18 protein-coding genes are annotated in these 18,678 nt (G+C 56.8%); 4 read left to right on the top strand and 14 right to left on the bottom strand.

The features are described from left to right. The first annotated feature begins 185 nt into the window (after nucleotides 1-185). Nucleotides 186-3,011, top strand: coding sequence for an excinuclease ABC subunit UvrA (gene uvrA / locus IAE50_RS12120; protein WP_042712659.1), 2,826 nt, complete (start codon nucleotides 186-188; stop codon nucleotides 3,009-3,011). Here uvrA and IAE50_RS12115 read toward each other — a convergent pair whose 3' ends face one another. The 8 genes from IAE50_RS12115 to dnaB form a co-directional block, all read right to left on the bottom strand. Continuing rightward, nucleotides 3,012-3,365, bottom strand: coding sequence for an MmcQ/YjbR family DNA-binding protein (locus IAE50_RS12115; protein WP_042712657.1), 354 nt, complete (start codon nucleotides 3,363-3,365; stop codon nucleotides 3,012-3,014). It abuts the gene before it with no gap. 3 nt (nucleotides 3,366-3,368) lie between these two features. Beyond that, the gene (locus tag IAE50_RS12110; RefSeq protein WP_023478512.1) at nucleotides 3,369-3,785 is read right to left on the bottom strand and encodes a secondary thiamine-phosphate synthase enzyme YjbQ; all 417 of its coding nucleotides are present in this window, start codon (nucleotides 3,783-3,785) and stop codon (nucleotides 3,369-3,371) included. Nucleotides 3,786-3,883: 98 nt separating this feature from the next. Continuing rightward, entirely contained in the window at nucleotides 3,884-4,594 is a 711-nt protein-coding gene (aphA, locus tag IAE50_RS12105; protein WP_042712656.1) for an acid phosphatase AphA, read from the bottom strand. A 174-nt stretch (nucleotides 4,595-4,768) separates the two neighbouring features. After that, nucleotides 4,769-5,962: an aromatic amino acid transaminase gene (gene tyrB, locus IAE50_RS12100; protein ID WP_200580351.1), complete on the bottom strand. Its 1,194-nt coding sequence runs from the start codon at nucleotides 5,960-5,962 to the stop codon at nucleotides 4,769-4,771. Nucleotides 5,963-6,057: 95 nt separating this feature from the next. Beyond that, complete coding sequence (locus IAE50_RS12095) at nucleotides 6,058-7,062, bottom strand: AAA family ATPase (RefSeq protein WP_200580350.1); 1,005 nt, start codon at nucleotides 7,060-7,062, stop codon at nucleotides 6,058-6,060. Continuing rightward, a complete protein-coding gene (pnuC, locus tag IAE50_RS12090; RefSeq protein WP_192869609.1) occupies nucleotides 7,059-7,616 on the bottom strand; it encodes a nicotinamide riboside transporter PnuC in 558 nt (185 codons plus the stop codon). The genes IAE50_RS12095 and pnuC overlap by 4 nt, the downstream gene beginning before the upstream one ends. A 12-nt stretch (nucleotides 7,617-7,628) precedes the next feature. After that, nucleotides 7,629-8,708 (bottom strand): alanine racemase, encoded by a 1,080-nt coding sequence (alr, locus tag IAE50_RS12085; protein WP_042712651.1) that lies wholly within the window; start codon nucleotides 8,706-8,708, stop codon nucleotides 7,629-7,631. Between the two features lie 81 nt (nucleotides 8,709-8,789). Further along, entirely contained in the window at nucleotides 8,790-10,196 is a 1,407-nt protein-coding gene (gene dnaB / locus IAE50_RS12080) for a replicative DNA helicase (RefSeq protein ID WP_023478500.1), read from the bottom strand. A gap of 61 nt (nucleotides 10,197-10,257) precedes the next feature. Here dnaB and IAE50_RS12075 point away from each other — a divergent pair, with 61 nt between their 5' ends. Next, nucleotides 10,258-11,241: a quinone oxidoreductase gene (locus IAE50_RS12075; RefSeq protein ID WP_042712650.1), complete on the top strand. Its 984-nt coding sequence runs from the start codon at nucleotides 10,258-10,260 to the stop codon at nucleotides 11,239-11,241. 228 nt (nucleotides 11,242-11,469) lie between these two features. On the opposite strand, the gene dusA is transcribed toward IAE50_RS12075, so the two are convergent. Beyond that, nucleotides 11,470-12,507 (bottom strand): tRNA dihydrouridine(20/20a) synthase DusA, encoded by a 1,038-nt coding sequence (gene dusA, locus IAE50_RS12070; RefSeq protein WP_369811773.1) that lies wholly within the window; start codon nucleotides 12,505-12,507, stop codon nucleotides 11,470-11,472. 264 nt (nucleotides 12,508-12,771) lie between these two features. Here dusA and ycaC point away from each other — a divergent pair, with 264 nt between their 5' ends. After that, nucleotides 12,772-13,395 (top strand): isochorismate family cysteine hydrolase YcaC, encoded by a 624-nt coding sequence (gene ycaC / locus IAE50_RS12065; RefSeq protein WP_042712648.1) that lies wholly within the window; start codon nucleotides 12,772-12,774, stop codon nucleotides 13,393-13,395. 42 nt (nucleotides 13,396-13,437) lie between these two features. On the opposite strand, the gene traF is transcribed toward ycaC, so the two are convergent. After that, entirely contained in the window at nucleotides 13,438-14,703 is a 1,266-nt protein-coding gene (gene traF, locus IAE50_RS12060; RefSeq protein ID WP_234467175.1) for a conjugal transfer protein TraF, read from the bottom strand. Nucleotides 14,704-15,034: 331 nt separating this feature from the next. Between traF and zur the strand changes: the two genes are divergently transcribed. Next, nucleotides 15,035-15,550 carry a zinc uptake transcriptional repressor Zur gene (gene zur / locus IAE50_RS12055; protein ID WP_023478461.1) on the top strand — a complete coding sequence of 172 codons (516 nt, stop codon included), beginning with the start codon at nucleotides 15,035-15,037 and terminating at the stop codon, nucleotides 15,548-15,550. A gap of 268 nt (nucleotides 15,551-15,818) precedes the next feature. Here the strand turns inward: zur and IAE50_RS12050 are convergent, their stop codons facing one another. The 4 genes from IAE50_RS12050 to IAE50_RS12035 form a co-directional block, all read right to left on the bottom strand. Further along, entirely contained in the window at nucleotides 15,819-16,028 is a 210-nt protein-coding gene (locus IAE50_RS12050) for a CsbD family protein (RefSeq protein ID WP_042712644.1), read from the bottom strand. A 133-nt stretch (nucleotides 16,029-16,161) separates the two neighbouring features. Then, a complete protein-coding gene (dinF, locus tag IAE50_RS12045) occupies nucleotides 16,162-17,496 on the bottom strand; it encodes an MATE family efflux transporter DinF (protein WP_200580348.1) in 1,335 nt (444 codons plus the stop codon). A 75-nt stretch (nucleotides 17,497-17,571) separates the two neighbouring features. Continuing rightward, nucleotides 17,572-18,186, bottom strand: a complete 615-nt coding sequence (gene lexA / locus IAE50_RS12040) for a transcriptional repressor LexA (protein WP_023478391.1) — start codon at nucleotides 18,184-18,186, stop codon at nucleotides 17,572-17,574. Nucleotides 18,187-18,294: 108 nt separating this feature from the next. Beyond that, entirely contained in the window at nucleotides 18,295-18,663 is a 369-nt protein-coding gene (locus IAE50_RS12035; protein ID WP_042712640.1) for a diacylglycerol kinase, read from the bottom strand. Between the last annotated feature and the right edge of the window lie 15 nt (nucleotides 18,664-18,678).

Below are 18,678 nucleotides of genomic sequence, written 5' to 3'. Positions count from 1 at the left end.
TAGCTGCGAAGCAGGTTCCAGACATCGTCCGCGAAGTGCGTATTTTACACACTTACGCGGAAGTTGCATTCCTATACTGTATATTCATTCAGGTTAATTTGTGTCATAATTAGCCGTTTGTGATCGCCGGTTGTCCTTCAAACACACCGGGCATTACGTGTTCCACCGGGTAAAAGGTGAATGGATTGGATAAGATAGAAGTTCGGGGCGCGCGCACCCATAATCTCAAAAACATCAACCTCGTCATCCCTCGCGACAAACTGATTGTTGTCACCGGGCTGTCGGGTTCGGGCAAATCCTCGCTGGCTTTCGATACGCTCTATGCAGAAGGGCAGCGTCGCTACGTCGAATCGCTCTCTGCGTATGCCCGCCAGTTCCTGTCGTTGATGGAAAAACCGGACGTTGACCACATTGAAGGTCTCTCGCCTGCCATCTCTATTGAACAGAAGTCGACATCGCATAACCCGCGTTCCACCGTCGGCACCATAACCGAAATTCACGACTACCTGCGCCTGCTCTACGCACGTGTTGGCGAGCCGCGCTGCCCGGATCACGGCGTGCCGCTGGCGGCGCAAACCGTCAGCCAGATGGTGGATAACGTGCTGTCGCAACCGGAAGGCAAGCGCCTTATGCTGCTGGCACCGGTGATCAAAGAGCGTAAAGGCGAGCACACTAAAACTCTCGAAAACCTGGCAGGCCAGGGCTATATCCGCGCCCGTATCGACGGCGAAGTGTGCGATCTCTCCGATCCGCCGAGTCTTGAACTGCAAAAGAAACACACTATTGAAGTGGTAATTGACCGCTTCAAGGTGCGCGACGATCTGACGCAGCGCCTGGCGGAGTCCTTTGAAACCGCGCTGGAGCTCTCGGGCGGTACGGCCATCGTGGCCGATATGGACGATCCTAAAGCCGAAGAGCTGCTCTTCTCGGCGAACTTCGCCTGCCCGATTTGCGGCTACAGCATGCGCGAACTGGAACCGCGTCTCTTCTCGTTCAACAACCCGGCGGGCGCCTGCCCGACCTGCGACGGTCTGGGCGTTCAGCAATATTTTGACCCTGACCGCGTGATCCAGAACCCGGAGCTGTCGCTGGCTGGCGGCGCTATCCGCGGCTGGGATCGCCGTAACTTCTACTATTTCCAGATGCTGAAGTCGCTCTCAGAGCACTACAAATTCGACGTCGAAGCACCGTGGGAAAGCCTCAGCGCCAACGTGCAGAAGGTGATTCTGGCAGGTTCCGGCAAAGAGTCGATTGAGTTCAAATATATGAACGATCGCGGCGACACCTCCGTGCGCCGTCATCCGTTTGAAGGCGTGCTGCACAATATGGAGCGCCGCTACAAAGAGACCGAATCTAGCGCGGTGCGCGAAGAGCTGGCGAAATTTATCAGCAACCGCCCTTGCGCCACCTGCGAAGGGACGCGTCTGCGTCGCGAAGCGCGCCATGTTTATGTTGAAGATACGCCGCTGCCGACCATCTCCGATATGAGCATCGGTCATGCGATGGACTTCTTCACCAATCTCAAACTTTCCGGTCAGCGTGCAAAAATCGCTGAAAAAGTGCTCAAAGAGATTGGCGATCGTCTGAAATTCCTCGTTAACGTCGGCCTGAACTACCTGACGCTTTCCCGCTCGGCAGAGACTCTCTCCGGCGGTGAAGCGCAGCGTATTCGTCTGGCCAGCCAGATTGGCGCAGGCCTGGTCGGCGTCATGTACGTGCTGGATGAGCCTTCCATAGGCCTGCACCAGCGCGATAACGAACGTCTGCTTGGCACTCTTGTGCATCTGCGTAACCTCGGTAACACGGTGATTGTGGTTGAGCATGACGAAGATGCTATCCGCGCAGCGGATCACGTGATCGATATCGGCCCGGGTGCCGGCGTGCACGGCGGCCAGGTGGTCGCGGAAGGCCCGCTGGAAGCGATAATGGCGGTGCCGGAATCGCTGACCGGCCAGTTCATGAGCGGCAAACGCAAAATTGAAGTGCCGAAAGAGCGTGTGAAAGCCGATCCGCAGCGCGTGCTGAAGCTGAGTGGCGCGCGCGGCAACAACCTGAAGGATGTGACGCTGACGCTGCCGGTCGGCCTCTTTACCTGTATCACCGGCGTTTCCGGCTCCGGCAAGTCGACGCTGATTAACGATACGCTCTTCCCGCTCGCTCAGCGCCAGCTTAACGGCGCGACGATTGCTGAGCCTGCGCCTTACCGCGATATTCAGGGTCTGGAGCACTTCGACAAAGTGATCGATATCGACCAGAGCCCGATTGGCCGTACGCCGCGCTCGAACCCGGCAACCTACACCGGCGTCTTTACGCCCGTGCGCGAACTCTTCGCCGGCGTGCCGGAGTCCCGTTCACGCGGCTATACGCCGGGGCGCTTCAGCTTTAACGTCCGCGGCGGGCGCTGTGAAGCGTGCCAGGGCGATGGCGTGATCAAAGTCGAAATGCACTTCCTGCCGGATATCTACGTGCCGTGCGACCAGTGCAAAGGCAAGCGCTATAACCGCGAAACGCTGGAGATTAAATACAAGGGCAAGACCATCCACGAAGTGCTGGATATGACCATTGAAGAAGCGCGTGAGTTCTTCGACGCGGTTCCGGCGCTGGCGCGGAAGCTGCAAACGCTGATGGATGTCGGCCTGACCTATATTCGTCTCGGCCAGTCGGCCACCACCCTTTCCGGCGGTGAAGCCCAGCGCGTGAAACTGGCGCGCGAGCTGTCGAAACGCGGTACCGGGCAGACGCTCTATATTCTTGATGAGCCGACCACCGGTCTGCACTTCGCCGATATTCAGCAGTTACTTGAGGTGCTGCATCAGCTGCGCGATCAGGGCAACACCATCGTGGTGATTGAGCACAACCTCGACGTGGTGAAAACCGCAGACTGGATTGTCGACCTTGGGCCGGAAGGCGGCAGCGGCGGCGGCGAGATCCTCGTCTCCGGCACGCCGGAAACCGTCGCCGAATGCGAAGCATCGCACACGGCACGGTTCCTGAAACCGCTGCTCAGCTAGTCAGACGGAGAGCTGTTGCCGGATCCCCTCCGGCACCAGCTCCATCGCCTGCTGATACGAGGCGTCGACCAGGTAGTAGATTTGCGAATCTGGCAGGGTGCCGTCCAGATAGACCGTGCTCCAGTGCGCTTTATTCAGATGGCGGCTGGGGCGCACATCGCTGTGCTGCTCGCGCAGCAGCTCCGCCAGCGCCGGGCTGGTTTTCAGTGAGACCGCCGGGCGGTCCTCAATCTCTTTCACCATCGCAAACAGCACGTCGGCGACCTTAATCTGCGTCGCTTTCCAGTCGCTGTGCACGCTCTGCTCCGCGCCAGGCTTGGCCATGCAATATTGCAGTAACTCCGAAATTGTCATCGTTTATTCCCCTTGTAGTGTCGCGATAATCCGCCGCGAACCGCCGTGGATGCGATGCTCTCCCAGCCAGATCCCCTGCCATGTCCCCAGCAATACGCGTCCATTTTGCACGGGCAGCATCAGCGACACGCCAAGCGTCGATGATTTGATATGCGCAGGCATATCATCCGGCCCTTCATAATCATGCTCATAGGGCGCGTTGTCCGGCACAGCACGTAAAAAGTGGCGCTCCATATCCTGGCGCACCGTGGGATCGCAATTTTCATTCAGGGTGAGAGAAGCGGACGTGTGCTGAAGCAGCAGGTGCAGCAAACCGGTTTTCACGCTCTTAAGCGCAGTAATCTGCCCGAGCACCTCATCAGTGATCAGGTGAAAGCCGCGCGATTTCTGGCTAAGCGTAAGCGTCTGTTGATGCCACATAAACTGCTCCTTATCAAAAATGAACCTCTGTAAGTGTGCAGCATGTGGCCAAAAGGGGAAACCCGACGCCCTTTTTTTCTCTAAAAAAGGGCGATCGATTAATAGTCGGAGTCGACAATCACCTCTTCACCAAACGCACCGGCCTGCGGCAGCGGTTGGTAGGTTGAGTTCGCGGCGCGCAGCACGCGGATCGGGCGCGCTTCGCTTTCGCGCGCGGCGGTGATGTCGCCGTCAGAGTCGCCGTAGTAGATGCGGATCTTTTTATCTTTCAGCCACTGCACCTTGTTGTTCTGGCCCGGCTGATCGCCGGCAAAAATTACCGGGTTCATATTGGCAGCGGGAATATGAAAATCATCCTGCAGAGTTTTGCTCACCGTCTCGGTTTTGGTCTGGCTACGGCCGGTGATAAAGAAAATGGTGTCACCGCGTTTTACGTGCATGGCGATCAGCTGGCGCGCGACCTCTTTGGGAATGCTGAACTCATCCCAGCCGTTATTCATCTTTTCCCAAAATTCCGGGTTGTGCAGATAGGCATCGCTATCCGGAGACCAGGTTTTCTTGCCGCGCCAGAAGCCGGGGCTGGAGAAGAGCACGGTATCGTCGATATCAAACCCCACCGCCATCGGCGGGCGTTCAACCAGCGAGCTTTCGATTTGCGCCACGGAAACCCAGTGTACCGCCGCCTGCTCAGAGAGTTTTGCAACGTTAGTGCCCGTTGAAACCGGCGTCGGCGCCGAGGCGTAAACCGCCGCGCTGCTAAAGGCCGCCCACAGGCAAAGCGCGCCGAGCGCGTGTCTGAACTTTTGCATAATTTTCCCTGCTTCTTAATGCTTTAGTTTTTATAAATGAGGTGAATAGTCTTAAACCTGAGTGACCATAACCGCAGGGCGAAGTGAAACAAAGTCTTTTCTGGGAAATCCGCCAGCATTGGTGGGTCACCCTCTGCCCGATCGCAGAGGGTGAAGGAAGATGTAAGTGAATACTTACATCACTGCCGCGAAGGCCTGCGCCACGCGTTGAACGTTGCGGTTGTTCAGCCCGGCGACGCAGATACGGCCGCTGGAAACGAGGTAGATACCAAACTCTTCGCGCAGACGATCCACCTGCGCAGCACTCAGCCCGGTATAACTAAACATGCCGCGCTGCTTCAGCAGGTAGGTGAAATCCCCGGTCGGCATCGCCGCGTTTAGCGCATCAACCAGCGTCTGGCGCATCGCCTGAATGCGGGTGCGCATCGCTTCCACTTCTGCCAGCCACGACGCTTTTAGCCCGGCATCGTTCAGCACGGTTGCCACCAGCTGCGCGCCGAAGTTCGGCGGGCTGGAGTAGTTGCGGCGTACTGTGGCTTTTAACTGCCCGAGCACGCGCCCGGCGGCATCGGCATCTTCACACACCACCGAGAGCCCGCCGACACGTTCACCGTAGAGGGAGAAGATTTTAGAGAAGGAGTTGCTGACCAGTGCAGGCAGCCCGGCGTGGGCAATCGCGCGGATCGCATAGGCATCCTCTTCCATCCCTGCGCCGAAGCCCTGATAGGCGATATCGAGGAACGGGATCAGCGTGCGGGCTTTCAGCACCTCAACCACCTCATCCCACTGCGCAGGCGTTAAGTCGGCACCGGTCGGGTTATGGCAGCACGGGTGCAGCAGAACAATGCTCTGCTCAGGCAAACTGTTTAATTTTTCGAGAAATGCCGCGAAACGTACGCCGTTGGTCTCGTTGTCATACCACGGGTAGGTAGAGACCTCGAAGCCCGCGCCTTCGAAAATCGCGATATGGTTTTCCCATGTCGGATCGCTGACCCAGACGCCGGAGTTGGGGAAGTAACGTTTCAGAAAATCTGCGCCGACTTTCAGCGCGCCAGAGCCGCCGAGCGTCTGAATGGTGGCGACACGCTGCTGCTCAAGAACCACATGCCCGGCACCAAACAGCAGCGGCGCGATGGCGTGACGGTAGCTATTAAGCCCTTCCATCGGCAGATAGAGCGACGCGCCATGCGGCTGCGCGTTGAGGCGCGCTTCGGCTTCCGCCACCGCCTGCAAACGCGGAATTGTGCTCTCTTCGTCGTAATAGAGCCCGATGCTGAGGTTAACTTTGTCGCTGCGGGGATCCTCTTTGAACCGCTCCATCAATGAGAGGATCGGGTCGCCGGCATAGGCGTCAACTTTCTGAAACACGCGTGTATTCTCCAGGTTTACAGTGGGCGAAACACCACAATAAACCGGAAGCCGGACAAGGTCGAGGGGGCAGTAAAGCGGAAACGAAATAAGGATTAACAGCCCAGCACTGCGCGCACTTGTGCGATGCGCTCAGCCACCGACCCGCTGACGCGAATAAACGGCACGCCGCGCTCGGTCAACTGTTCGAGATACCAGGCCTGCTGGCGCTGGCGGAAGGTTTCATCCTGGCGGGTGCCATCCTGCACAAACGGGAAATCATCCTCGCACAACACCACCAGCTGATAGTGCCGCTCCGCCAATGCGTAGAGCGCCGCTGGCGCTTTGCCAAACATTGTCAGCGTATAAAAGAGCGTGGTCAGCGGCGAGGTATCGCACACCAGCCAGCGCACCGCAAGCGTGCTCTCTTCCCGTTGCACCTGGGTTTGTGCAATCGCCAGCATATCGTCATACACCAGCTCGCCGCCCTGCTGCTCCCAGCGCTCGCGGCCATACTCGGCCACATAGGCCGTTCCCAGCGCCTCTGCCAGCGCGGCGCTGAGGGTGCTTTTGCCGGTCGATTCACCGCCGAGCAGGCAGATGCGCTGAACAAAGTCGTGATAGACGGACGCGGCCAGCATCTGCCGCCTGCGGTGGACATCGCTGCGGATCAGCGTCCCGGATGGCGCATCCTCACCCTGCCCGCGCATTAGCCGCACATGCCTCACCGGGCGGGAAAAACGTTCGCTCAGCACGCGGGCGAAGCCGTCGCCGTACTCCTCCGCCGTAAAGACCGCGTCGGGCTGGCAGCCCAGCACCTGCAAACAGATATCCGCAACATAGTGACGATGCAGATCGCCATCGGCATCGTTATGCGGTAACGGGCCTAAACCCAGCGCCGCCACGCGCGCCGGTGTCAGAACGAGGATCTCACACTGCGGAAACTGCGCCCGCAGCCAGCGCTCGCGCTTCTCCGGCTCGCAGCCGGGCAGTTCTGGCACCGAGTAGCTGATGAGCCACAGGCGTTCGCACTGCGCCAGCGCGGTGTTGATTAACCGTTCATGACCGCAGTGCAGCGGCGCGAATTTGCCAACAATCAGCCCGCTGGCGAAGGGTTTCATGGCTTAACCAGCGCCTTGCGCCACTGGTAAAGCCCGTGCCAGGCATTACACCAAAAGATCAGGTAAAGCCCAGCGGTCAGCCACAGATCGCGCGCGGCATAGAGCGGCACGGCGATAGTATTGACCAGCAGCCAGAAGTACCAACTCTCCAGCCGCCGCCCCATCAGCATAAACTGCGCGAGGATACTGAAGACCATAATTGCCGAATCCAGCCACGGCGACCAGGCGTTGGTAAAACGATGCAGCAGCCAGGCATAACCGCCCGCGACAATCAGCGCGCCCACCAGCAGGAAAGCAATATGTGGCAGCGGCGTTTTGCGCACCGCCAGTTGCTGACCGTGATTGCCCTTCAGCCAGTTGATCCACCCGGCAATACTGCTGACGATAAAGAAGAGTTGCAGGGTGACATCCGCGTAAAGCTGAACGGAGTAGAAGACCCAGCCGTAGAGCACGCAGCCGATAATGCCCGTCCACCACGTATGCACATTGTTGCGCGCGGCAAGCCACACGGAGAGGGCGTAAGCCAGGCAGGCGGCGATTTCCATCGGCGACACGGGGCGTTCCTTTTAGTCGATATAGATAAGGGTCGCCCTTGAGGTCAGGCGCGTAATAAGTTCGTAAGCACTCACATTTGTTGCCTGCGCGATGCGCTCGACGGGTAAGCCTTCTCCCCATAGCACCACGCGATCGCCGGGTTTATCCTGCGCTTCAGGCCCCAGATCGACGCAAATCATATCCATCGCCACGCGCCCCACAATCGGCACTTCGCGCCCGTTGACCAGCACCGGTGTGCCGGAAGGAGCGGCGCGCGGGTAGCCATCGCCATAGCCCATCGCCACCACCCCTAAACGGGTATCGCGCGCGCTCTGCCAGGTGCCGCCATAGCCGACCGGTTCACCTGCCGCATGCTGGCGCACGGCAATCAGCTGCGAAGTGAGCGTCATTACCGGCTGAAAGCCAAAATCGCTGCCCCACGGTTTATGGTCGAGAGGCGAAACGCCGTAAAGAATAATGCCGGGGCGCACCCAGTCGAAGTGGGATTGCGGCCACAGCAGCGTGCCGCCCGAAGCGGCAATCGAGCGCATGCCCGGCTTGCCTTCGGTAAAGGTGGTAAAGAGATCAAGCTGGCGCTCGGTCGCGCCGCAGTCGGGCTCATCAGCGCGGGCAAAGTGGCTGACGATGTTCACCGGCTGACGCACATTTTTGCACTGGCTGAGGCGGGCGTAGAAGGCCTCCGCTTCGTGCGGGTGTACGCCAAGGCGATGCATACCGGTGTCGAGCTTCATCCAGACATCCACCGGCGCGCTCAGGGTGGCGGCTTCCAGGGCTTCAAGCTGTTCGACGCTGTGGATCACCGTATGCAGCTGATGCTCAGCCACCAACGTTAAATCGCTGGCGGCAAAGAAGCCTTCGAGTAACAGAATCGGTTGAGTAATGCCCCCTGCGCGCAGGTGCAGGGCCTCTTCAAGACGGGAGACGCCGAAAGCATCGGCATCGGGGAGCGTTCGCGCGGTCTCAAGAAGACCGTGTCCATAAGCGTTCGCTTTCACGACCGCAACCAGTCGGCTGGCGGGAGCCAGTTCGCGCAGGCGTTGCAGATTGTGTCGCAGAGCGCGGCGGTTAACTACTACGGTTGCCGCTTGCATGTTTTTCCTCAAAAACAATTTTGTCGATCGTTCGTGTGCAGGCGCGTTGAAGGCACCTGCGGCGCGAAGAGTAACGAAACGTTATTCGTCGTCGTATTGTGGCCCGGCATAGTTATCGAAGCGTGACCACTGCCCATTGAATGTCAGACGTACCGTGCCGATAGGGCCGTTACGCTGCTTACCAATAATGATTTCAGCGATGCCTTTTAAGTCGCTGTTTTCGTGATAAACCTCATCACGGTAGATAAACATGATTAAGTCGGCATCCTGTTCGATAGAGCCCGATTCACGCAGGTCGGAGTTGACCGGGCGCTTATCGGCGCGCTGCTCCAGCGAGCGGTTAAGCTGCGACAGCGCCACCACCGGCACCTGCAACTCTTTTGCCAGCGCTTTCAGCGAGCGGGAGATCTCGGCAATTTCCAGCGTACGGTTATCCGACAGCGACGGCACGCGCATCAGCTGGAGGTAGTCGATCATAATCAGGCCAATGCCGCCATGCTCGCGGGCGATACGCCGCGCACGAGAGCGCACTTCCGTCGGTGTCAGGCCCGAGGAGTCATCGATATAGATATTACGTTTTTCCAGCAGAATGCCCATCGTGCCGGAGATGCGCGCCCAATCCTCATCGTCGAGCTGGCCGGTACGGATACGGGTCTGATCGACGCGCGACAGCGACGCGAGTGAACGCATCATAATCTGTTCGGAGGGCATCTCGAGACTGAAGATAAGCACCGGCTTATCCTGCAACATCGCCGCATTTTCGACGAGGTTCATCGCAAAGGTCGTTTTACCCATCGAGGGACGCGCCGCGACAATAATCAGATCCGACGGCTGTAAACCGGCGGTCTTTTTGTTCAGATCGTCATAGCCGGTATTTACGCCGGTCACGCCATCATGGGGCTGCTGGAACAGTAGCTCAATACGCGCCACCGTCGCCTCAAGCACATCGGCGATGTTCTTCGGCCCTTCATCTTTATTGGCGCGGCTTTCGGCAATTTTAAACACCCGCGACTCGGCCAGATCGAGCAGATCTTCACTGCTGCGGCCCTGCGGATCGAAACCGGCGTTGGCGATCTCATTCGCCACCGCGATCATCTCGCGCACTACTGCGCGTTCACGCACGATATCGGCGTAAGCGCTGATGTTAGCCGCACTTGGCGTGTTTTTGGACAGTTCAGCGAGATAAGCGAAGCCGCCGACAATATCGAGCTGGCCCTGTTGCTCCAGCGATTCGGCGAGGGTAATCAGGTCGATGGGTTTGCCCATCTCCTGCAGGCGGTGCATTTCCGTAAAGATATGGCGATGCTGGCGAGTATAAAAATCCTCGGAGACCACGCGCTCGGCAACGTCGTCCCAGCGCTCATTATCTAGCATTAAACCGCCCAACACCGACTGCTCCGCTTCGATCGAATGCGGAGGCACTTTCATCCCCTCAAGCTTGTGGTCGCGGGGCTCAGTCTGTTTGTTGAAGGGTTTATTTCCTGCCATAGTGAATGGAGTTATCCGGGTAATGAATGGGTTGAGAGATTATCACAGATCAGGAGGAAGCATGGCGACAAGAATCGAGTTTCAACAGCACGGCGGCCCTGAAGTCTTAAAGGCTGTGGAGTTTACGCCCGTCGATCCGGCAGAAAATGAGGTGCAGGTCGAGAATAAAGCCATCGGTATTAACTATATCGACACCTACATTCGCAGCGGCCTTTATCCGCCGCCGGGCTTGCCAAGCGGGCTAGGAACCGAGGCCGCCGGGGTGGTCAGTAAAGTGGGTTCTGGCGTCACGGAGGTGAAAGTTGGCGACCGCGTGGTTTACGCGCAATCGGGGCTGGGCGCATACAGCTCCGTGCACAATGTGCCCGCCGATAAAGTCGCCGTCCTGCCCAACGCCATCTCCTTTGAACAAGCCGCCGCCTCCTTCCTCAAAGGGTTGACTGTCTTCTATCTGCTGCGCAAAACCTATGAAGTGAAGCCCAATGAGATGTTCCTGTTTCACGCTGCGGCGGGCGGCGTTGGCCTGATCGCCTGCCAGTGGGCAAAAGCGCTCGGCGCGAAACTGATTGGCACCGTTGGCTCGGCGCAAAAAGCGCAGCGCGCTCAGCAGGCGGGCGCCTGGCAGGTGATCAACTACAGCGAAGAGAGCGTGGTTGAGCGGGTAAAAGAGCTGACCGGCGGTAAAAAAGTGAGCGTCGTATACGATTCCGTTGGTAAAGACACCTGGGAAACCTCCCTCGACTGCCTGCGCCGCCGCGGCCTGATGGTCAGCTTCGGCAACTCCTCCGGGCCGGTGACCGGCGTCAATCTGGGCATTCTCAACCAGAAGGGATCGCTCTACGCCACCCGCCCTTCGCTGAACGGTTACATCACCACGCGCGACGAGTTGCAGGAAGCGAGCAATGAACTCTTCTCGCTGATCGCCAGTGGCGTCATCAAAGTGGAAGTGGCTGAGAGCCAGAAGTTTGCGCTCGCCGATGCGCAGCGCGCCCATGAAGCGCTGGAGAGCCGGGCCACCCAGGGATCGAGCCTGCTGATTCCGTAAGTGATTGTGCAGAAAGAATTAGGGCTTCCCGCAGGAAGCCCTTTCTTTTTTTGTTCGGCTGTATTGTAGGGTACAGCGCGATGAATTCGTTACGCCGGAATAGTGACAGATTTACGCGCTAAATCCTATTTGCTTCACCGGGCTGCACGGGGAAATGTTTCAAGGATGTGACGAAGCGCTCACTCCTTTCGTAACCGATCCCACGATTGCGCAATAAATCTGCACGCCTTAGCGTTTCGACGCCACCAGATTGAGGGCGTGCTCCACCACATTGATATCCGCCCCCGCTTTGTGCGCGTTTTCACTCAGGTAACGACGCCACTGACGCGCGCCCGGCACGCCCTGGAACAGGCCCAGCATATGGCGAGTGATATGGCCGAGATAGGCTCCCTGGCTCAGTTCGCGCTCAATATAGGGGTACATTGCGCGCACCACCGCCACCGGGTCGGCATCCGGCGTATCGACGCCGAAAATCTCTCTGTCTACCGACGCGAGGATGCCGGGGTTTTGATAAGCTTCGCGCCCGACCATCACGCCATCCATATGTTCGAGATGCGCTTTCGCCTCTTCCAGCGATTTGATTCCGCCGTTGATCGACATCATCAGGTGCGGGAAATCGCGTTTTAGCTGGTAGACGCGCGGGTAATCGAGCGGCGGAATTTCGCGGTTCTCTTTCGGGCTAAGGCCAGAAAGCCAGGCTTTACGGGCGTGGATTGTGAAGCTTTCGCACTCGCCTTTACCGGCTACGGTGCCAATAAAGTCGCAGAGGAATTCATAGCTGTCCTGCTCATCAATGCCGATACGGGTTTTGACCGTGACCGGAATGGAGACGACATCGCGCATCGCTTTAATGCAGTCCGCCACCAGCTGCGCTTCGCCCATCAGACAGGCGCCGAAACGGCCATTCTGCACGCGATCGGACGGGCAGCCGACGTTAAGGTTGATTTCGTCATAGCCGCGCGCTTCGGCAAGCTTCGCGCAGTGAGCCAGTTGCGCCGGATCGCTGCCGCCAAGTTGCAACGCCACCGGATGCTCCTCGTCGCTGTACGCCAGGTAATCACCTTTGCCATGAATAATCGCCCCGGTAGTCACCATCTCGGTATAGAGCAGCGTGTGGCGCGACAGCAGACGCAGGAAGTAGCGGCAGTGCCTGTCCGTCCAGTCGAGCATCGGGGCAACCGAGAATCGGCCGGGCCAGTGAGAAGCCGAATCGGCGGACGTTACGCAGGTTTGAGGGGTGTTTGTCATATCAGGATTACCGTGCATTTTTTGGGCAATTAAAATCAATCTCTCGTCATCGCTCCCACCTCAGGCGCGGGCAAAAAAACCGGCTCCAGAAATCGCGGGCCGCCATTCTAGCACAGAGAAATGCGTTAAATCCGACGGCGTGCAGCCCGCATCCGCAAACAGGTCCGCGCCGTCACGCTGGTCAAAACTTAACCATGACCTATTATTTTTGTTAGTCAACGTAGTTCTATTCCAATAAATCGCACTATTCACTTCACCTCTGCGGGTGACAGGAGCTGAAACATGACCACACCTTATGTTCGCCTTGATAAAGATAATGCTGCGGTACTGCTTGTTGATCATCAGGCAGGTTTACTCTCTCTGGTGCGGGATATCGATCCCGACAAATTCAAAAATAACGTGCTGGCGCTGGGCGATCTCGCAAAATACTTTAATCTTCCCACCATCCTGACCACCAGTTTTGAAACCGGACCGAATGGCCCGCTCGTCCCTGAGTTAAAGGAGCAGTTTCCCGATGCGCCTTATATCGCGCGCCCGGGCAATATCAATGCCTGGGATAACGAGGATTTTGTGAATGCCGTTAAAGCCACAGGTAAAAAACAGCTGATTATTGCCGGCGTGGTGACGGAAGTGTGCGTCGCCTTTCCTGCTTTATCAGCCATTGAGGAGGGTTTTGAGGTGTTTGTGGTGACCGATGCATCAGGAACATTCAACGAAATCACGCGACATTCGGCATGGGATCGCATGTCGCAGGCCGGTGCGCAGTTGATGACCTGGTTTGGTATCGCCTGTGAATTACACCGCGACTGGCGTAATGATATTGAAGGCCTCGGGACGCTCTTCTCTAACCATATTCCGGATTACCGCAACCTGATGACCAGTTTTAACACCCTTAACAAGCCATAACCGCAATAAAAAAACCGGAGGCGCAGAGCCTCCGGTTACTCCTTAGAATGTCAGGCTAAGCTGCGCGCCAGCACCCCAGGTTTCGTCTTCGCCCACCAGCCCCATCAGATCAAGATGAACGCGGTTGAACGGCGAGAAGCCAACACCGGCGGTGAAGACATCTTTGTCATCGCCCTTCACATCAGCGCGGTAACCGGCACGCACTGCCAGCCAGTTAAGTGGACGGACTTCTGCCCCGACGCCAACATACTGCGAGTTCTTCTCGCTCTTAAAGTCTTTGGTTTCAGTCAGATCGCCGTCAGCGCTCAGCGTTACCAGCTCGTTATGCCATGCGGCACCGGCGGTGACGATCGGGCTAATCTGGTAGGTATCTTTGTAGTTGCGCACTTCGCCCGTTCTGCCGTTACGAATAATGGCATCCTGGGTGTCGATATTACGCGAGATGAGGTTCTGGCCGGTTAAGCCGAGCGTCACGTTTTCATTAAGGTCGGCGGCGAGGCCAACGTCAACGTTGAAGCCGGTGTCATCGCGGCGGTAGCGGCTGCTGTTCCAGTCACTGCTGTCGTAGTCATAAATCGACGCCGTGTAGTTGTAGACCCACACCTTTTGCAGCTTCGGCGTTACGCCAACGGAGAGCGGAATGCCGCCCGCGTCAAACTGATGTGCCAGCGCCACGCCAAAGTCGGTGACAATCGCGCCACGTCCGGAAGCGGTGGAGTTCAGGTTACGGGTGATCTCATCGCTGCCGTTTGGCGACAGCGCCGCGCCCAGTGCTTCACGCACCGCAACGGCATCGCTGTTCTGAATGCTGCGCAGGTAATCAATATCCTGCTGATCGATATTGGAGCTAACGCGCGCGTGGGCGTAGGCTTTGGTGACAAACGCCGCAGAGAGCACATCGTTAGGGATGCTGACCGCAATACCGGCTGCCGCTTTAGCCTGCGCAGTTTTGCCACGTAGTTTAACCAGCTCGTCACCCAAATCTTTGGCCGCGTTCTGGAACTGATCGACGGTGCCGAAAGGGTTGGTAATAATCTCTATCGGCGTCAGATTATTGACGACATCTTTATACTGATCGACTTTGTCATTGATGTAGTCAATTTCGTCGCGCAGATTATCCTTATCTGAAATTTGTGCCTGTACGCTTGGCAGGATCACGGTGACATCATCTTCCGGCTGACCTTTCGCCAGCAACGCCGGGTTGATTAATGCTCCACTGCCATAATTTGCCGATGCGACGCCCGTTCCACCCATTGCATCGTTACGCGCCTCTGCCCATGTATTGGCTGCTCCCGCCTGATTTGCCATAAAAAAGGAGACACCAATAGCGACCACCGAAAGTTTCGCATTTATTTTCACAGTATGTTCTCGTAGCCAGATGAGTATTTAAGCCTGTTAGTTTGCGCACAAACAGGAATTTATATTGCTGTGAATAACAGTAGAAAAAGGCACTACCTCTTCCGAACGCTCCAGGGCGGCCGGTTCATATTTATAGTGATGGCACTCACTATTTATAGAAGAGGAAAATCATTTCGGGAAGGAAAGTTCCGAAAGTGTCTTTAAAGTTGGCGGTCTCGGCGTTTCCGGCAGGACATGGTAAAGTGTGAAGCTTCATCTTTTCACCAACCCGAGAGCGCCTATGGATAAGACCACTTCGCAAGAGATGTTAGTGCAGGCTGAAAAGCTGTGCGCGCAGCGCAACGTGCGCCTGACTCCACAGCGTCTGGAAGTTTTACGTTTGCTGAGCCTGCAAAAGAGCGCCATCAGCGCCTACGATCTGCTAGACCTGCTGCGGGAGAGCGAACCGCAGGCGAAGCCGCCCACGGTTTATCGCGCGCTCGATTTTCTGCTGGAGCAGGGTTTTGTGCATAAAGTGGAGTCCACCAACAGCTATGTGCTGTGCCATCTCTTTGATCAGCCGACGCACACCTCTGCGATGTTTATCTGTGACCGCTGCGGTGCGGTTAAAGAGGAGCAGGCGGAAGGGGTGGAAGATATCATGCATGCGCTGGCGGCGAAGATGGGCTTTGCCCTGCGCCATAATGTGATTGAAGCCCACGGCTTATGCGCGGCCTGCGTGGAAGTCGAAGCCTGTCGTCATCACGACCATTGCCAGCACGATCACAGCCTGCAGGTGAAGAAGAAACCACGTTAGAGATTTTTACTTTTCTTTTTCTGTTTCTCTTTTACAAGGCAATCCCAAAAGATTTCGCGTTTTAGCAAGGCGGCAAACGCGCGAATCATGGGGAGCATACGAAAGTATGTGACTCATGTGAGCAAGTGCAGCCAACGCAGATAAAGCGTGAAATATGAAGGGATTGTAGATAAAACGTGGAAGATAAGGGGTGATTAGGGAGGTACATCCTTGTACCTACGGGCAGGGTAGCCTGTGAGGGTTAATACACTTGAGGGGGAAGTGTTGGCTACCAGCGGTATTCGTTACGTGATTCCCAATCCGTAACTTCCTTCTCCGCTTCGTCTTTCGCGTAACCGTAACGCTCCTGGATTTTACCTACCAGCTGGTCACGTTTACCTTCGATGACGGTCATATCGTCATCAGTCAATTTGCCCCATTTCTCTTTAACAGTGCCTTTAAACTGTTTCCAGTTACCGCCGACTTCGTCTTTGTTCATAATTGACTCCTTATCGTTCGGTTAAAATGACGTTCTTGCGTGCTGAACGTATTAATTATTGTAGATAAGGATTCGGCGTTCGGTTTTTTATTCGGAATCTTTAACCATACACGCCAGACGAAGCCGCAGATCCTCATGCATTGTCGGCATTGGCAAACCAGCTGCCGTTGCGCCAGTGATGACGCCAGATCAGCGCCAGCGTGATGCCACGCAGCGCAAGGAAAACCGCCAGAGAGAGCCATAAACCGTGGTTGCCCAACCACGGCACCGTCAGCAGAGTCAGGCCAAAACCGGCAGCGGCAACCGCCATACTGTTACGCATTTCAGCCGCACGCGTCGCACCCACAAACATGCCGTCGAGCAAATAGCACCACACCCCCACCAGCGGCAATACCACTTGCCAGATGAGATAGTGCCCGGCAACCGCCTGCAGTTCAGGAATGGAGGTCAGCAGCGTAATAAGCGTGCTTCCTGCCAGCGCATAGACAAGGGCAAAGGCGAGCGCCACAAACCCTGCCTGCCTGCAGGCCGCGCGCCAGACGTGCAGCAGCTGGCTACCATCACGCGCACCGTAAGCCTGACCGGAGTGGGCTTCGACGGCATAGGCAAAGCCGTCCAGCGCGTAGGCGGTAAAAGTGAGGAACATCATCAGCACCGCGTTGGCGGCGACCGTTTCGCTGCCGAGGCGTGCGCCCAGCACGGTGATGGAGCCAAAGCAGAGTTGCAGCAGCAGGGAGCGCAGCATGATATCGCGATTGAGCGCCAGCAAACGGCGAACGCCGCCGCGCCACGCGGATTTCAGCATCGAAAGAGAGATAGCTTGCCGGCGTAAAACCTGCCACACCATCAGCAAGCCGATAAAGAAGGTGACATATTCCGCGATAACCGTCGCGAGCGCAGCGCCCTGCACATTCATATGCAGGCCCATCACCAGCCAGAGGTCGAGCACGATATTAAAGAGGTTGCCGACCACCAGCAGTATCACCGGTGCGCGGGCATACTGCACGCCGAGCAGCCAGCCAAGCAGCACCATATTGCCCAGCGAGGCGGGCGCGCTAAGCCAGCGAATGGCAAGAAAGCGCCGCGCCTGTTCCAGCACCGCCTCGCTGCCGCCGGTAATATGCAGAGCCAGGTCGATAAGCGGCGTACGCAGCAGCGCAATGACGATACCTGCGCTGAGCGCCAGCAGCAGAGGCTGGACAAGCGCACGTGAGAGTGCAGAGGGATTTTTTGCACCGAATGCCTGGGCGGTCAGCCCGGTGGTGCTCATACGCAAAAACAGCAGCAGCATAAAGAGGAAGCTGGTTGCCGTTGCGCCAATCGCCACGCCGCCAAGGTAGACGGGGCTATCCAGATGACCAATCACCGCTGTATCAACTAAGCCCAGCAGCGGAACGGTGATATTCGATAAAATCATCGGCAGCGCAAGCCGCCACAAAGCTTTGTCGGATGCGGTTAACAGCGGCATAGCGTAAGCGTCGTTAAAGAGGAGAAGCGTGGCGCTGCGGCGCTAAACGGGGCGCCACAGCAGAGAAAAGAGGCGTTACAGCCATTCACCGTTACGGATCACGCCAACTGCCAGCCCTTCAATGGTGAAGTTCTGTTTGCGCAGATCGACCACAATCGGGGAGAAGTCGCTGTTTTCCGCCAGCAGTTCAACGGTGTTGCCATGTTTTTTCAGGCGCTTCACCGTCACTTCATCTTCAATACGGGCAACGATCACCTGGCCGTTACGCGCATCCTGGGTTTTATGCACCGCCAGCAGATCGCCGTCCATAATACCGATATCTTTCATCGACATCCCGCTAACGCGCAGCAGGAAGTCCGCATGCGGTTTAAAGAGATTCGGATCGACCTGATAGTGGCTTTCGATATGCTGTTGCGCCAGCAGCGGCTCACCCGCAGCGACGCGACCAATCAGCGGCAGACCAATATCGTTCTCTTCTTCCAGCAGCAGGCGCAGACCGCGCGATGCACCAGATACGATTTCGATCACCCCTTTGCGCGCCAGCGCTTTAAGGTGTTCTTCGGCTGCATTTGGGGAACGGAACCCCAATTGCTGTGCGATTTCCGCACGCGTCGGTGGCATACCGGTTTGGGTGATGCGATCGCGAATCAGATCGAACACCTCTTGCTGCCTGGCCGTTAATGCTTTCATCCCGCCCCCTGGGTGTATATACAGTTATGCTGTGAGTATATACAGTCAACGGCGATTTTGAAACCACATTTAAGCAAAAATCCAGAGTGTTATAGAATTATGGAAACGCTATCGAAAATGTGACCAAAGAAGCGAGATCCAGGTAAAGAGCGCCAGTAAGATTGTCATCAGCACCGCCGCCGAGCCCATATCCTTTGCCCGGCCGGAAAGCTCATGGAATTCAGACCCGATACGGTCTACAACCGCTTCGATAGCGCTGTTGAGGATTTCGACAATCATCACCAGCGTGACCGAGCCAATAAGCAGGACGCGCGTGATGACATCAATATCCAAAAATGCAGCGATAATAATAGCCAGAACAACGGCTACGCCCTCCTGGCGAAATGCAGCTTCATTAATCCAGGCTGCGCGTACGCCTTTCCACGAATATCCTGCGGCTTTAATGATCCGGGTAAAACCGGTGGTATTATTGGCCATGAAAAGAACCTTTTT

Origin of the sequence: Kosakonia sp. S42 (assembly GCF_016624785.1) — a bacterium.
Lineage (GTDB): Bacteria > Pseudomonadota > Gammaproteobacteria > Enterobacterales > Enterobacteriaceae > Kosakonia > Kosakonia cowanii.
This window is presented reverse-complemented; position numbering and strand designations above follow the sequence as displayed.

Coding starts and splice junctions, on each gene's coding strand:
- IAE50_RS12115 (WP_042712657.1), bottom strand. CDS start 3,365: ATGACAATTTCGGAGTTACTGCAATATTGCATGGCCAAGCCTGGCGCG.
- IAE50_RS12110 (WP_023478512.1), bottom strand. CDS start 3,785: ATGTGGCATCAACAGACGCTTACGCTTAGCCAGAAATCGCGCGGCTTT.
- aphA (WP_042712656.1), bottom strand. CDS start 4,594: ATGCAAAAGTTCAGACACGCGCTCGGCGCGCTTTGCCTGTGGGCGGCC.
- IAE50_RS12095 (WP_200580350.1), bottom strand. CDS start 7,062: ATGAAACCCTTCGCCAGCGGGCTGATTGTTGGCAAATTCGCGCCGCTG.
- alr (WP_042712651.1), bottom strand. CDS start 8,708: ATGCAAGCGGCAACCGTAGTAGTTAACCGCCGCGCTCTGCGACACAAT.
- dnaB (WP_023478500.1), bottom strand. CDS start 10,196: ATGGCAGGAAATAAACCCTTCAACAAACAGACTGAGCCCCGCGACCAC.
- IAE50_RS12075 (WP_042712650.1), top strand. CDS start 10,258: ATGGCGACAAGAATCGAGTTTCAACAGCACGGCGGCCCTGAAGTCTTA.
- dusA (WP_369811773.1), bottom strand. CDS start 12,507: ATGCACGGTAATCCTGATATGACAAACACCCCTCAAACCTGCGTAACG.
- ycaC (WP_042712648.1), top strand. CDS start 12,772: ATGACCACACCTTATGTTCGCCTTGATAAAGATAATGCTGCGGTACTG.
- traF (WP_234467175.1), bottom strand. CDS start 14,703: ATGGCAAATCAGGCGGGAGCAGCCAATACATGGGCAGAGGCGCGTAAC.
- zur (WP_023478461.1), top strand. CDS start 15,035: ATGGATAAGACCACTTCGCAAGAGATGTTAGTGCAGGCTGAAAAGCTG.
- IAE50_RS12050 (WP_042712644.1), bottom strand. CDS start 16,028: ATGAACAAAGACGAAGTCGGCGGTAACTGGAAACAGTTTAAAGGCACT.
- dinF (WP_200580348.1), bottom strand. CDS start 17,496: ATGCCGCTGTTAACCGCATCCGACAAAGCTTTGTGGCGGCTTGCGCTG.
- lexA (WP_023478391.1), bottom strand. CDS start 18,186: ATGAAAGCATTAACGGCCAGGCAGCAAGAGGTGTTCGATCTGATTCGC.
- IAE50_RS12035 (WP_042712640.1), bottom strand. CDS start 18,663: ATGGCCAATAATACCACCGGTTTTACCCGGATCATTAAAGCCGCAGGA.